Here is a 12,863-nt window from a genome sequence, read left to right on the forward strand (position 1 = left end):
CCGGGGGTGGTGGTGAGGACGGTGTCGGGGGTGTCGCTTTCGCGGAGGTGGATTGCGCCGGTCGTGCCTGCGGCTAGGTAGAGGCAAGAGGAAGCCGCTTCGCTGTACGAGGACTTCTGCCACTTGGGTGAGCTCATGGCGTCAGTGCACCAGGGCTCGGTCGAGGCTGCCAGCCTTGAGGGCGGATATGAGGGGGCGGAGTCTGTCCGGCGTCGTGGTGAGAACGGCGTTCGGGGCGTCGCTCTCGCGGAGGTGTATTGCGCCCCTGGGCGCTGCGGCGACGTAGACGCATGAAGATGCCTCTTCGCTGTACGAGGACTTTTGCCAAGCAAGCGGGAACACGCCGTTCTCCTCAGATTTCTCGTGCGATGCGATGGATGAAGTCGCGGGACGCAGCGGGTGGGAGGGCGACGCTCGCCATCCGGTCGAGTACCAAGCGGTACTTCTCCAGCTTCGCCGAGGCGTCGATCTGCGCACCGCCATGGGCGATGTCCAGTACGACGGTGTCGAGCTGGGGTACCGGACCATGCAGGTAATCGACCCCGTGACCGGAACTTGGGAAGGATGTGCCGCCGAAAGGGATCACCGTGATGCGGACGTTGTCCCGCTCGCTCATGGTGGCGAGATGGTTCAGCTGGTCCTTGGTGACATCAACGCCTCCGAACTCCATGCGGAGAGCTGCCTCGTGAATGATCGCGGTATAGGTAGGTGGCTTGTCACGGTGCAGGACTGCCTGCCTCTTGATGCGGTGCGAGACTCGGTACTCGATCTCGTGCGGGAGGAGCCCGGGGACGGCTTCGCGGAAGATCGCGCGCGCATAGTCCGTGGTCTGGAGCAGGCCGGGCACGTTGATGACCTGGGCCACCCGCAAGGCGACGGCATGGTGTTCCAGTTCGGCAAGGTCGATCAGACCCGCCGGAAGGGATTCCCGGTATTCCTCCCACCAGCCGCGCTTGCGGTCTCCCGTCATCGCGGCGAGCGCGTCGATCAGGGTCTGATCCGAACAGTCGTAGTTGCGGGCCAATGCGCGAACCCGGTCCGCGCTGACCCCGTACCGTCCCGCCTCGATATTGCTGATGCGCGACTGAGTGGCGCCGAGTAGAACTCCGGCCTCCGTCGCCGAAAGGTCGGCATGCTCGCGCAGCCGCCGCAGCTCCGTTCCAAGTCGCCGTCTCCGTACGGTCGGTAGAGGTGTGCTCGACGGCATCGTGCTCCTTGTTGCTCGCACTGCAGTGCGCTGCTATCACTCGTTCGAGTCTCGTGGGCTGCAGTCCACGAATTACAGGGAATGTAGTCCATGGGCGGCGCTACGGTGTGAGCCAAGCCACTCAACCGGCAACCCCGCCAGGAGACTTCCATGGCCACCGTATCCGCGTCGCAGCCCTGGTCCTACACGCTCGAACTGCCGCGCGACCCGCGCGCACCCGGCATCGCCCGCACCACCGTCCAAGCCGTGCTCGCAAGCCACCGCATGAGTGAACTCGCCGAGACTGCCACCCTCTTGACGTGTGAGCTCGTCACCAACGCCTACCTGCACACCGAAGGCCCCTGCTCACTCCGCCTCCACGGCCGTGACGGCGATCAGCTGCGCGTGGCCGTCTGGGACACCAGTCCCGTCGTTCCCCCGCCCTTCGGCGGCGGCAACCCCGAACGCAACGGCAGCGGTGAAGCCGGGCGGGGGCTGCTGCTCGTGCGGATGTGTGCCGACAGTTGGGGGAGTCGTACGTACGACAAGCGCCGCTTCGGCAAGACGCTCTGGTTCGAGCTGGCGCACCCGCGCCGCCAGCAGGTGGCCGAGGCCACGTACGCGTCCCCCGTCGGCTGCGCCGAGTGCGCCACCCTCGAAGCCGCCCGGCGCGCAGCCGTCCGCAGCGGCGACACGGCCAAGGGCGTCGACGCCACCATCGCCGTGCGCAGTCACTTCCGCGACGCACACCTCCTGCCGAGCCGGAGGACCGCCCGGTGAGGCCCGCCAGGCACTGCACCCACCCCGCGTGGACGCACACGGGCCGCGGCGAGGCCCGTTGCGACCGGTGCGGCACCCGTCGCTTCGACGCATACGGCGCGCTGCGACCGTCAGGGCCGGCACCCGTGGTGACCCCCACCTGGGCCGCCCGGAGGGCGGCGGACCGGGCCGCAGCGCACCGCGTGGCGCGGGCCGTGGGGCGGGGCCGGGGCCGCCGCGGGGCGGCGCCCGTCGCCCCGCCCGGCCGGGGTCACGGGTGCCAGACCTCCTTGATGGTCTTCACCTTGCCCTCGGAGTCCAGCGTGATGTCGTAGATGTTCCCGGAGCAGGTGTACGGCTGCTTCACGGCGCTCTGGTTCGTCATGCAGTCACCCGCGTGCGTCCACAGCTCGCCGACGGGGACCGTCTTGTACGAGCCGGACCCCGTGGAGAGCTCCGCCTTCACCTCTCCGGCGGTGAACAGGTAGTACTTGGCCGCGCCCTCACCGTGGTAGATCCAGTCGTTGGGCGTGCACGTCGGCTTGGCGTCCTTGGCGGACATCGAGCCCTTCGACGGCGGGACGGCGATCTCGATCATCTTGTGACCGGCGGGCAGCTTCGGCGGCTGCCCGCAGTCGCCGCCACCGCCTTCGCCGCCGGACTTGCCCGCGGAGCCGCCGTCGGCGGGCTTGGCGGACGGCTTGGCGGACGGCTTGGCGGAGGCGCCGGAGCTGCTGCCGCCGCTGCCGGCGGCGGAGTCGTCCTCCGGGCCGCACGCGGTGAGGCCGCCGCCGAGCGCGGCGACGAGTGCAATGGTGCTGATGAGATGTCTGGTGGCCTTCATGCCAGCGTTCCCCCGTACTGGATAATTGTCGTGATCATGTTCGATCGACGAGGATTTCTACACCACGGGGCAGGACAAGATCCAATTGCCGCGCCGAAAGGGCGTGCGGGTCAGCGCAAGCCGTAAATCGGTCGAGCCGCCCTCCCCGGGGCGCCTGGCCTGGCCGCCATGCCCCACGGAAAGACCTCGTACGTCTGCCTGCCCTGCCGGGCCTCGTACAAGCAGCCCCACCCGGGGCGTTACGACCACGACCATGAGCGGATCTGTCCGCGCTGCACCGCGCCCCTGATCCACGTCGGCTCGGCCTTCGCGCCGCCGAGGCGGCGTGATGTCGCCGCCTGGCGGGCGCTCTCGGTGCTGCTGCACGCGGGGGTGCGGTTCCACAAGAGCTGCTGCGGGGGGCCGGGCTGGCGTCCGCGGACCTGGGCGGAGGTGCGCCGGCGGATGGCGTACGCCCGCGCCACGGGCGAGCCGGCCGACCGGGCGCTGCTGCGGTCCGAGCTGTAGCGCGGGACCCGGTGGCCGGAAGCCGCCTACCCAGGCCGCCCGCCCACCCCTAGTGTCATGGCCGCTTCATGCGTTCATGCATGCTCGGCAGACACCGGCGCGGAAAGTGGTGGGTATGGGCCTTCCCGAACGTTCCGACGAACCGCAGCAGTCCGACGGCGAGCCCCCGGGGCGCGCGTCGCGCCGTCTCTTCCTCTCCAGAGCGCTCGGCACCACCGCCGGGCTCGTGACCGTCACCGCGGCCGGTGCAGTCGCCGGCGGCGTGACGTCGGCGCACGCCGCGCCCGGCTCCGCCAAGGGGCCGACGCGGCAGGAGGGGCAGCGCAACTGGCGCTTCTGCACCAAGTGCTTCGGCATGTTCTATTACGGCTACCCGACGAACGGCGTCTGTCCGGCCGGTGGCGCGCACTCCATGGCCGGCTACGACTTCGACATCCCGTACAACATCGGCGAGTCGCCCAACCTCCAGGCCAACTGGCGCTTCTGCGACCGCTGCTTCGGCATGTTCTTCTTCGGCTACCCGAGCGGCGGCTGGTGCCCGACCGGTGGTTCGCACAGCGCCGCGGGCTTCAACTTCGTCCTGCCGCACGACGTCGTCGAGACCCCGAATGCCCAGGCGTACTGGCGTTTCTGCACCAAGTGCTACGGCCTCTTCTTCTGGGGCTACCCGGCCAAGGGTCGCTGCCCCGCGGGAAACGAGCACAACGCCGCCGGCTTCAACTTCGTCATTCCGCACTGGTGAGCAACGGGCGGTGCCCCCGTGTCCGCAGGAGGAACACGGGGGCACCGCCTCGTCCCGCGTTACGGCAGGATCGCTACGGCAGGATCTCCAGCTGAACGTGGCTCCGGGTGTCCTGGAGGCCGGAGGCGAGGCAGTCCGTGGGCAGCTGCTGGGGCAGCGAGGTCACGGTCCGGCGCACGGAGTGGCCCTTGCCGCGCCCTTCGGTGACGCGGCCCGACTGCAGGATGGTCAGGACGCCCGCGGCGCGCGTGACGGTGCCGCCGTCGATCGCGATCACCGACCGCCGGCCGTCGGCGTAGCGGACGGTCTCCGTACCGCCCGCGCCGGACAGGGAGACGCAGGCGGCGGATGTCGCGACGCTGTCGAAGGAGCTCGTCGCGGGGATGATGCGGCCGCCGCCGGTGGTGCAGGTGTAGCGCACGTCCGCGTGGACGCGGGTCGCGCGGGACGGGAGGGTGAGCGGCGGATCGTAGCGGCCGTGAGCGCTGCCGGTGCAGAAGACGGCCTCGTGCCCGCCCGTATGAGCCTGGCCGGCCGGCGCCCCGACCATCGACGTGACCATGAGCGCGAGAGCTCCCAGCGTCACCGTCGTACCGCGCCTGATCAACACAAGCCCCTCCAGGAATGTCGCCCGCCTCTACGGGCACGTGACTACCCAGAGGAGCACTCGGCTGACCGGGCGCCTCGCAGCGCATCACCCGGGCACGCCCGCCCCGGCGCGCTCCCCGCACACGCCTGCACTCCCGGTGGCTCGCTTGGCATGCGGAACATGCCGGGTAGGAAGCGCCGGACGCGTCCCGTCGAGCGGGAACGCGGACCGAGCAGGAGGAGACCCGAGTGAGCCGTACGACTGCCGCAGCCGCCGCACCCGCCGCACCCGCCGACGCAGCCACCGCTGCCGACGCCGCCACCGCAGCGAGAGAGCGCGTGTTCGCCATGATGGACAGCGACGGGGACCGGGTCGTCACACGGCACGACTACCTTTCCCGCATCGACCGGACCGTCCTGGCGACCGGGCGCACGGAGGACGACCCGCTCGTCGTCACCGCCCGCGCGGAGGGCGTCAAAGCCTGGGGCGCGATGGACGCCGACGCCGACGGGAAGCTGACCTTCGACGAGTACAACGCGTGGGTGGGCGCCGACAAGTTCGACAACGTCTGCCGGTTCGCCCTCGGTGCGCTCTTCGACCTCGCCGACGCGGACGGGGACGGCGCCCTGGACAAGGGCGAGTTCACCGTGCTGCGCACCGCCCTGAACAACCCACCGGAGAACGCCGCCGCCGCGTTCGACGCGCTGGACGCCGACGGCGACGGCCGGGTCGGCCGCGACGCGTACCTGGCGTCCATCCGCGCCTACATCGTCGGCGACAGCTCCCCGATGGGCGAGGTCCTGTACTAGGCGTACTAGGCAGGCCGTGTGCGCCCCGCACGGGGCCGGGCCGTCCGCGCCGCACCCCGGAAGGCGTCGGCGCGGACGGGGTGAACCTAGTCGCAGGCCCGGCCGTTGCGGTCCGGGTCCAGCTTCAGCGGGTCGTCCTTGCCGTTCAGCCGCAGTGCCTTGTAGTCGTGCGCCGTGAGCCATGCGCAGCGGGCGGCCGTCGTCGCCGCGACCGTCTTGGGGAAGACCGTCGGGACGCACACGTTCTCCGCGCCGTAGTGGCGGTCGCAGCCCGCGATCTGGGCCGGCACGGGGTGCGACTTGTTCGCCGGCTCCGGTACGGACGCCTTCGCGTCGTGCTGCATGCCGCCCGCGAAGTGGTGCACCATCGGCGCCGCCAGGGCCTCCGGGCCCCCCAGGTGGACCCAGGAGGCCACCGACGGGACGCCGGCCGCGTCCACGGCGAAGAGCATGTACCAGCCCGGCGGGGCCAGGTTGGGGTTGCTCGTCACGTTGAGGTCGATGGTGGTGCCGTCCGCGCCGACCGTCATCGGCAGGTCCACGAAGCGCTGGTTCGGGTCGGAGGAGTGGGTGACGGCCGCCGGGCGGATCAGCTCGGCCTTGACCACCGGCCGGTCCACCGTCACGCGCTGCGTGCTGGCGTACTGCCACTTGTTGTTCGCCACCGACGTGATCTGCGGCCGCGCCCCCTTGTAGAGGTACGGCGGCGTGTAGATCGACACGTGGTCGTCGAACGTGCCGTTGCCGGGGTTGTCGCCGACCGCCATCACCCGGCCGTCCGGCAGCAGGAACGCCGACGAGTGGTACGTGCGCGGGATCGGGTCCGTGGCCAGGCCCGGCTGGAAGGTGTTGGTCTGCGGGTTGAAGAAGCTCGCCTCGAACACCGGGTCCGCCCGGTCGTGCAGACCGCCGCCCGTCTCCAGGACCTTGCCGTCGGGCATCAGCACCGCCGAGACGTACATCTTGCCCTGCGCGCCGGTCTGCGGCTTCTGCCCCTGGCCCTGGTCGACCGTGCCCTGCGGCAGCAGCGGCGCCGGCTTGTACACGGGATTGGGCAGCTTGAGGTCGATGAGGTCCGTGAGGCGGCCGGCCTCCGGGTTGCGGTTGACGTTGCCGCCGCCCATGGTCAGCACGCGCTGGTCCTGCGCGGGCGGGAGCAGCACGCTCATCGACTGGTCGCGGTTGTCCTTGTCCTGCAGCCCCGGCACGTCGGTGATCTTGTTGGCGTCGTAGTCGTAGATCGACGCGCCCGTGCCCGGCGTGCCGTCGCCGAAGACGTGGCTGCCGGAGTAGAAGAGCCGCCCGTCCTGCATGAGGATCATGGACGGATACAGGCCCCAGTACGACCAGGTCTGGTTCACCTCGTTGCGCGGCAGCCACTTCTGCTGCGACTGCGAGAACTTCTCGGCGGTCACGCTGCCCGTCGAGTCCTCCTTCAGGCCGCCGAAGCTGATGACGTCGCCGTTGCCGAGGAGTGTCGCCGAGGGGTACCAGTGGCCCTCGTTCATGTCGTTGGTCCTGACGTACTTCTCGGCCGCCGGGTCGAAGACGTAGCTGTCCTTGAAGCCCTCGTAGCCGTGGCTGCCGTCGGCGGCCGGGTACGCCTTGTTGCCGCTCATGATGAGGACGCGGCCGTCCGACAGCTGCACGTGCCCGGCGCAGAACATGTCGACCGGCGTCGGGATCGTCTTCGTCGTGCCGGTCTTCGGGTCGTAGACCGCGGACGTGAACGTGCCGGCCTTGAACAGGTCCGGGTCGTTGCCCGAGCCGGCCACGAGCAGCACCTTGCCGTTGTGCAGGACGACGGAGTGCATGCTGCGCACCGGGTTCTTGAACGGCATGACCGCCCACGTGCCCTTGGTGCAGGCGTCACCGGCGGTGCAGACGTCGCCCACCGCGGGCTGGGTCGCGTCCTCCATGTCGTAGTCGTCGGAGACGACCGTGCCCGTGCCGTAGACGGAGACGCCCCAGCTGATCTGGTCGGTGCCCGGCGGCACGACGGGCGTACGGACGGACGCGCGCGTGTACGCGGCGGCGACCGGCAGCGTCTTGAGGTCCGTCCAGTACTGCCAGCCCGTCTTCACGTCGTGGCGGAAGACGGTGACGGACGCGTCCGGGGTGGTGCTCTTGTACCAGAGCGAGAGGTCGTACTGGTGCGCCGGCGTCACGCTCGGCGCGCACGAGGCGTCCTCGACCATCAGCGCCTTGCGGTCGCCGTCGACGCGGCGCGTGAGCGTGACGGAGAGGGCCTTGCCGCCGCTGTGCGACTGGTCGGTCGTGCCGATGGTGAAGTCGTTGTTGCCCCAGCCGGACTTCTCCCAGCATGTCGGCAGCGCGTCGGAGGAGCGAGCGGATTCGAAGCCGGGGTTGACGACGAGGTTCGACCCGGCCTCGGCCGGGCCGGGCGCGGCCAGCAGCAGCCCGAAGGACGCGCTGGAGGCGAGGAGCAGCGCCGCCGCTGCCCGGGTGCGTCGTCTGCGTCTGCCCTGGCGGGTGCGTCTGCGGGGGGCGACTCTCAGGTGCATGCCATCACGTGTCCCTTCTTGGACGGCGGTGCCTGCCGCCGCGGCTCCGGGCGAGGCGGGTGCGCGGCACGTACACCAGCGCCTCGGTGGCGGCGTAGCGCAGGACGAAGGTGACCAGCAGCGCCAGCGCGGTGGCGGGCAGCACGCCCAGGCCGGGCCCGCCGACGAACACGGCGATGAGCGGGATGCGCAGCACCAGATCGGCGTTGGCCAGCAGGGCGACCCGCGTGAACCGGTCCGCCCAGTGGCGGTGGGCGCGGCGGTGCTGGAAGAGCAGCAGCTCGATGAGGGCGAAGTTCCATACGACGCCGAACTGGTTGGCCACGATCTCGGCCGGGAGGTAGTGCAGCCCGGCGCCGGTCAGCAGCTCCAGCCCGAGGAGGTTCGGCAGGAATCCCGTGAGCCCGATGAGCCCGAAGGCGAGCATCCGGGCGAAGGGGGAGGCGGTGCGCAGCGCGGCGAGGTGCCGCAGGAAGCGGAAGCCTTCGCGCGCGGTGGACCTGGCCGCGCCGGCGATGCCCGCCGTGCTGTGCACGCCACCCGTGCCGCCTCCGGCGCCCGGGGCGCTCGCCGCGCCTGTGGGGCTCGTGGCTCCGCCCGTGCCGACGACGCCTGCCGTCCCGGCGATGCCCGCCGTGCGGCGTACACCGTCCACGACGCCCGGCGCGCCGCCGGCGCGTAAGGCGTCGGTGCCGTCGCTCACCGCGCGGTCTCCATGACCCGGCGGATCTCGATGCGGTCCTCGCCCTCGCCGAACGAGGCCACGGGCCGCGAGTGCTCCAGCGCGGCCTTCACCAGCGGCAGCGTCACCGCGTCCCGCCGGACCGTCGGCGACGAGACGACGTAGTGCACGTCCCGCCAGCCGCGCGGCATCGTCCGGGTGACCGCCGGGTCGAGGTCGGCCTTGTAGAACCACACGGCCCCGGTCCCGGGCCGGTAGCCGGCGTGCACGAGGTCGAGCCAGATCGCGTCGTCGGCCAGGACGCGGGTGCCGGCCGGGTCGGCGACGTTGGCCTTGTCGCCCAGCCAGGACGCGGCCGCCCGGTAGGGGGCGTTGGCGTCGACGGTGAGGGCCGGCCGGTTGCCCTCGTACCAGCGCGGTACGACCAGCACGGCGGCCGTCACGGCCAGCAGGCCGACCGCCGAGCGGCGCACGGCCGTCCAGCGGGCGCCCTGGCCGGGGCGCGAGCGCAGCAGGGCGCCGACGACGGAGGCCGCCACGCCCGCCAGGGCCAGGGCCAGGAACGGCAGCACCTGGATGACGTACATGGCCGGCAGGTAGCCCGAGGGGCGCAGGGCGACCAGCGCGAGGACCACCGCGGCCGCGGCCGGCCCGGCGAGCGCCCGGCCCGTGCGGGACCAGCGGGCGGCGGCCACCAGCACCACCGCGGCGGCCAGCCCGCACAGCGGCAGGACACGGTCGTAGTAGAGCCACGAGTGCAGCACGCCGTGCGCGCCCGAGCCCTCGTCCAGGACGAAGCCCGAACCCGGGCGGCTCATCTGGTACTTGATGCCGTCGACCAGGGAGACGTGCCCGGGCCCGGGGAACAGCTCGTGGTTGAGGAACGCGAACAGCGGATAGGCCAGGCCGATCAGCCCGCACGCCGTCACCGCGCCCGTCACGGCGAACTTGCGGGTGTCGCGGTGGCTGTGCCGCCACATGGTCAGCAGCAGCGCGGGCAGGATGACGAGCATCGTCTCCTTCGACAGCACCGCGACGGCCGCCGCCAGCCCGGCCCCGAAGTGGTGCCACAGGTGCCGCCGGGGCGATGCGGCCAGGCAGAAGGCCAGCAGGATCCACATCACGGCGAGGTTGTCGAGGAAGATCTCCCGCTGCAGGACCACCGCGAGCGGGGACAGCCCGAAGAGGGCCATGGCCAGCGCCGCCGCCCACTTCTGCAGCCCCAGCCGCCGACCCAGGACGTACACCAGCACCGCGCTGACCGCCGACACCAGCAGCATCGCGCAGCGCATGGGGGCCACGGACATCGCGTCGGGGGAGAGGGCCGCCGGTATCCAGGTGACCAGCGCGATCTGGATCCAGCCGAGCGGCGGGTGGTCGTACCAGTAGGTGTAGTGGGCGAGCCCCCTGCCCTCCTGGACGGCCCACGCCTGCGCCAGATACGTGCCCTCGTCGTCGCTGAGGGCGGGGAAGCCGGTGATGTTCCAGCCCTGCACCAGCAGGATCGCGGCGAGGACCAGTCCGCACACCAGCAGGTCGGGACGGGAGCGGCGCAGGCGCAGGACCGGTCTGAGCCGGGTGGGCGCGGGCAGCGGCGCGGCGGCGGGGGCCGCCGGCGCGGTGGGGAGTGTCGCGGTCACGAAGTGACGTCCTCTCGGGTGAGGTGCGCGCCGACGTGTCGGGTGAGCTCCCAGTCGCTGCGGCCCCGCTGCTCCCGCCAGACCGCGCGCACCGCGGCCCCGGCGAGCATGAGCTGGTAGAAGGGGCCGCCGAGGATGAGCTTGAGGTAGTGGACGAAGCGGACGCGCAGGCCGTACTGCGTGCCGAAGTCGTGCAGTCCGACGATCTCGAACACGAACGTGACCAGCATGGTGACCGCGGGCAGGAAGGTCACCACGGCGACGCCGGCGGGGACGTCGAGGAAGAGCGCTATGGCGATGTTCAGCGGGATGATCAGGCCGGTGAACGCCTGGAAGAACGGCGTCATCAGGGTGTAGCGGGCGAGCAGCCGCTGGGCGACGGTGGGCAGTTGCCGCCAGTCCTTCTTGCGGTAGACCTGCAGGAAGCCCTGGTTCCAGCGGGTGCGCTGCTTGAGCAGGCTCATGAGCGTGCCCGGCGTCTCCTCGCGGGTGACCATCTCGGAGTCGTACGCGACGACGACCCGCTTGCCCCGGCTGGACAGCCGCACGCCCAGGTCGCAGTCCTCCGCCAGGCACTCGGGGTCCCAGCCGCCGGCCTCGCGCAGCACCTGGGTGCGGACGAAGACGGTGTTGCCGCCCAGCGGGATGAAACCTTTCTCCGCATGCAGGTGGAGGCGGCTGCGGAACCAGAAGAAGTACTCCAGGCAGTTGCGCAGGCTGTACCAGCTGGAGTGGAAGTTGATCAGCTGGACGCCGCCCTGCACCACGTCCGCGCCGGTCGCGCGGAAGGCGTGGTCGACGTGGGTGAGCAGTTCGGGGTGGACCTGGTCCTCGGCGTCGAAGACGCCGACGACCTCGCCCGTGCAGTGGGGGAGCGCGGTGTTGAGGGCCTTGGGCTTGTTCTTCTTCTCGTGCGTGTCCACGATCACCCGCACCCGGCCGGGGGCCGCGGCCGCCACCTTCCCGGCGACCTCCGCGGTCTCCGGGTCGTCGTGGCCGACGATGACGAGGATCTCGAAGCGGCCGTGCGTGGACTCCAGCAGCCGGGTGACGGTGTGCTCCAGGACGGCCTGTTCGTGTCGGGCGGGCACCAGCAGCGAGAAGGACAGGGTGCCCTCGCCGTTCGGGGGCTCGAAGCGGGTGCCCGCGAGCGTCTCGGGCGTGCGCCAGGCGTGCATCTGCCACCACAGGGTGAAGGCCGCCATCCAGAAGAGGGCGAGCGACACCACACAGACGAACACGGACGTGAGCAAAGAGGTCCCCCCTCGAAACCACCCGGAAGCGCCGCGGCAACGCGCGGCTCCTCCCCCCTCACGCGACTCCCCAGTGCGCGTGTTTCTCCCCTTCGGGAGAGAGTAAGGGGGGAAGGTGAAACTCAGGTGCTGAAACGATAAATCCTGTGTTTCCCAACGAACTCCGTACCCATCCCGCAAAGTTGGCATAGACCATTCCCGGGCGGGGAAGCGCTCCGCGCGCCCCCGACGCCATCAGGGCGCCCCCCGACGCGGTCGTGCCATGGCCTCAAGGCGCACTTCCCCACGATCCGGGCCGGTGGCAGACTCGCCGTCATGGGTGCGTTGAGGCGCATACACAAGGCTGTTCCCCGGCCGCGGTACGCCGCGGGAGCCGCGGCGCTCGCCGTCGCGGCCGTCATGACGGGCACCGGCTGTCAGCCGGCCGCCGGGCTCGACGCGGTCACCGTCGCCGTCACCACGCAGCGCCAGGCTGGCTACGCCCTCGACCGCGAGGGCGTGCGCGTCGCCTGGCTCAACTGCACGGGCAAGACGGAGGGCGGTGGCAAGGACTCCGCCGGCAACACCCAGCCGGTCACCGCCATCGGCGTCGACTGCGAGGGACGCACCGACAGCGGCAAGAAGATCATCGTCTTCGGGCGGGTCACCGGCATCACCGGCCAGGCGTGCGTGCACGGTCTGCTGACCGCCAAGGTCGACGGCAGGACGGTGTTCTCGGTGAGCGTGCTCGGCGACTGCAGCAGGACGGCCGGCGGCCCGCCCCCCGTCCCCTCCCACCACCCCGGGCAGCCGGGCGGGCCGGTGCCCTCCGCCAGTTGCACCGACAAGCCGCCGCCCGGCGATCAGGGCCACCACCAGCAGGGGAAGTGACGGCGGGGCGCAGGTGCCATGGCCGCGGTCGTACGGACGTACCGGTAACATCCGGATCGTAGAAGCCGACGACCCGGGAGGAGCCACCGGTGGCGGGAGAACCGCAGGCCGACTGCCTGTTCTGCAAGATCGTCGCAGGGGAGGTGCCCGCGACCGTCGTCAAGGAGACCGAGACGACCGTCGCCTTCCGGGACATCAACCCCCAGGCGCCCGTGCACTGCCTGGTCATCCCCAAGGTGCACTACCCCGACGCCGCCTCCCTCGCGGCCGCCGAACCCGCCATCGCCGCCGACGTGCTGCGCGAGGCCGGCGAGGTCGCCCTGCAGGAGAACGGCGACAAGGGCTTCCGCATCGTCTTCAACACCGGCAGCGGCGCGGGCCAGACGGTCTTCCACGCCCACGCCCACGTCCTCGGCGGCCGCGGCTTCAACTGGCCCCCCGGCTAGCAGACGCGGCC

At 71.1% G+C, this 12,863-nt stretch carries 15 protein-coding genes and 1 pseudogene; 7 read left to right on the top strand and 9 right to left on the bottom strand.

Annotation, left to right across the window (positions count from 1 at the left end; all coding sequences use genetic code 11):
• The 3 genes from LE181_RS04855 to LE181_RS04865 form a co-directional block, all read right to left on the bottom strand.
• The coding region (locus LE181_RS04855) for a DUF397 domain-containing protein (RefSeq protein ID WP_225659962.1) at positions 1-137 on the bottom strand (137 nt) is incomplete at its 3' end.
• A gap of 4 nt (positions 138-141) precedes the next feature.
• Positions 142-342, bottom strand: coding sequence for a DUF397 domain-containing protein (locus LE181_RS04860; protein ID WP_225659831.1), 201 nt, complete (start codon positions 340-342; stop codon positions 142-144).
• 10 nt (positions 343-352) lie between these two features.
• The gene (locus LE181_RS04865; protein WP_225659833.1) at positions 353-1,207 is read right to left on the bottom strand and encodes a helix-turn-helix domain-containing protein; all 855 of its coding nucleotides are present in this window, start codon (positions 1,205-1,207) and stop codon (positions 353-355) included.
• 150 nt (positions 1,208-1,357) lie between these two features.
• Here LE181_RS04865 and LE181_RS04870 point away from each other — a divergent pair, with 150 nt between their 5' ends.
• Together LE181_RS04870 and LE181_RS32595 are read left to right on the top strand one after the other, a co-directional pair.
• Positions 1,358-1,966: an ATP-binding protein gene (locus tag LE181_RS04870; RefSeq protein ID WP_225659834.1), complete on the top strand. Its 609-nt coding sequence runs from the start codon at positions 1,358-1,360 to the stop codon at positions 1,964-1,966.
• Complete coding sequence (locus LE181_RS32595) at positions 1,963-2,280, top strand: DUF6255 family natural product biosynthesis protein (protein WP_225659836.1); 318 nt, start codon at positions 1,963-1,965, stop codon at positions 2,278-2,280. The genes LE181_RS04870 and LE181_RS32595 overlap by 4 nt, the downstream gene beginning before the upstream one ends.
• Here LE181_RS32595 and LE181_RS04880 read toward each other — a convergent pair.
• Positions 2,217-2,789: a hypothetical protein gene (locus tag LE181_RS04880; protein WP_225659838.1), complete on the bottom strand. Its 573-nt coding sequence runs from the start codon at positions 2,787-2,789 to the stop codon at positions 2,217-2,219. The two genes, LE181_RS32595 and LE181_RS04880, sit on opposite strands and share 64 nt — an antisense overlap.
• Positions 2,790-2,957: 168 nt before the next feature.
• On the opposite strand from LE181_RS04880, the gene LE181_RS04885 reads away from it, so the two are divergent.
• On the top strand, positions 2,958-3,296 hold the full coding sequence (locus tag LE181_RS04885) for a deoxyxylulose-5-phosphate synthase (RefSeq protein WP_225659840.1): 339 nt from the start codon (positions 2,958-2,960) through the stop codon (positions 3,294-3,296).
• Positions 3,297-3,411: 115 nt separating this feature from the next.
• Positions 3,412-4,038, top strand: coding sequence for a hypothetical protein (locus LE181_RS04890; protein ID WP_225659842.1), 627 nt, complete (start codon positions 3,412-3,414; stop codon positions 4,036-4,038).
• 73 nt (positions 4,039-4,111) lie between these two features.
• Here LE181_RS04890 and LE181_RS04895 read toward each other — a convergent pair whose 3' ends face one another.
• Complete coding sequence (locus LE181_RS04895; RefSeq protein WP_225659844.1) at positions 4,112-4,624, bottom strand: hypothetical protein; 513 nt, start codon at positions 4,622-4,624, stop codon at positions 4,112-4,114.
• A 251-nt stretch (positions 4,625-4,875) separates the two neighbouring features.
• On the opposite strand from LE181_RS04895, the gene LE181_RS04900 reads away from it, so the two are divergent.
• A complete protein-coding gene (locus LE181_RS04900) occupies positions 4,876-5,436 on the top strand; it encodes an EF-hand domain-containing protein (protein ID WP_308103070.1) in 561 nt (186 codons plus the stop codon).
• Positions 5,437-5,522: 86 nt separating this feature from the next.
• On the opposite strand, the gene LE181_RS04905 is transcribed toward LE181_RS04900, so the two are convergent.
• The 4 genes and pseudogenes from LE181_RS04905 to LE181_RS04920 all read right to left on the bottom strand — a co-directional run bounded on the left by LE181_RS04905 (position 5,523) and on the right by LE181_RS04920 (position 11,536).
• On the bottom strand, positions 5,523-7,961 hold the full coding sequence (locus tag LE181_RS04905; RefSeq protein ID WP_225659845.1) for a galactose oxidase early set domain-containing protein: 2,439 nt from the start codon (positions 7,959-7,961) through the stop codon (positions 5,523-5,525).
• A gap of 4 nt (positions 7,962-7,965) precedes the next feature.
• Positions 7,966-8,475 (bottom strand): annotated as a pseudogene (locus tag LE181_RS04910) (GtrA family protein); the annotation flags it as partial.
• A gap of 185 nt (positions 8,476-8,660) precedes the next feature.
• Positions 8,661-10,283 carry an ArnT family glycosyltransferase gene (locus LE181_RS04915; protein ID WP_372458244.1) on the bottom strand — a complete coding sequence of 541 codons (1,623 nt, stop codon included), beginning with the start codon at positions 10,281-10,283 and terminating at the stop codon, positions 8,661-8,663.
• Positions 10,280-11,536: a glycosyltransferase gene (locus LE181_RS04920; RefSeq protein WP_225659846.1), complete on the bottom strand. Its 1,257-nt coding sequence runs from the start codon at positions 11,534-11,536 to the stop codon at positions 10,280-10,282. Before LE181_RS04920 ends, LE181_RS04915 begins: the two co-directional genes overlap by 4 nt.
• A 315-nt stretch (positions 11,537-11,851) precedes the next feature.
• On the opposite strand from LE181_RS04920, the gene LE181_RS04925 reads away from it, so the two are divergent.
• Both LE181_RS04925 and LE181_RS04930 read left to right on the top strand, forming a co-directional pair.
• On the top strand, positions 11,852-12,406 hold the full coding sequence (locus tag LE181_RS04925) for a hypothetical protein (RefSeq protein WP_225659847.1): 555 nt from the start codon (positions 11,852-11,854) through the stop codon (positions 12,404-12,406).
• An 89-nt stretch (positions 12,407-12,495) separates the two neighbouring features.
• Positions 12,496-12,852: a histidine triad nucleotide-binding protein gene (locus LE181_RS04930; protein ID WP_225659848.1), complete on the top strand. Its 357-nt coding sequence runs from the start codon at positions 12,496-12,498 to the stop codon at positions 12,850-12,852.
• The last annotated feature ends 11 nt before the right edge of the window (positions 12,853-12,863 follow it).

It is taken from the genome of Streptomyces sichuanensis (assembly GCF_020328095.1).
Lineage (GTDB): Bacteria > Actinomycetota > Actinomycetes > Streptomycetales > Streptomycetaceae > Streptomyces > Streptomyces cinnamoneus.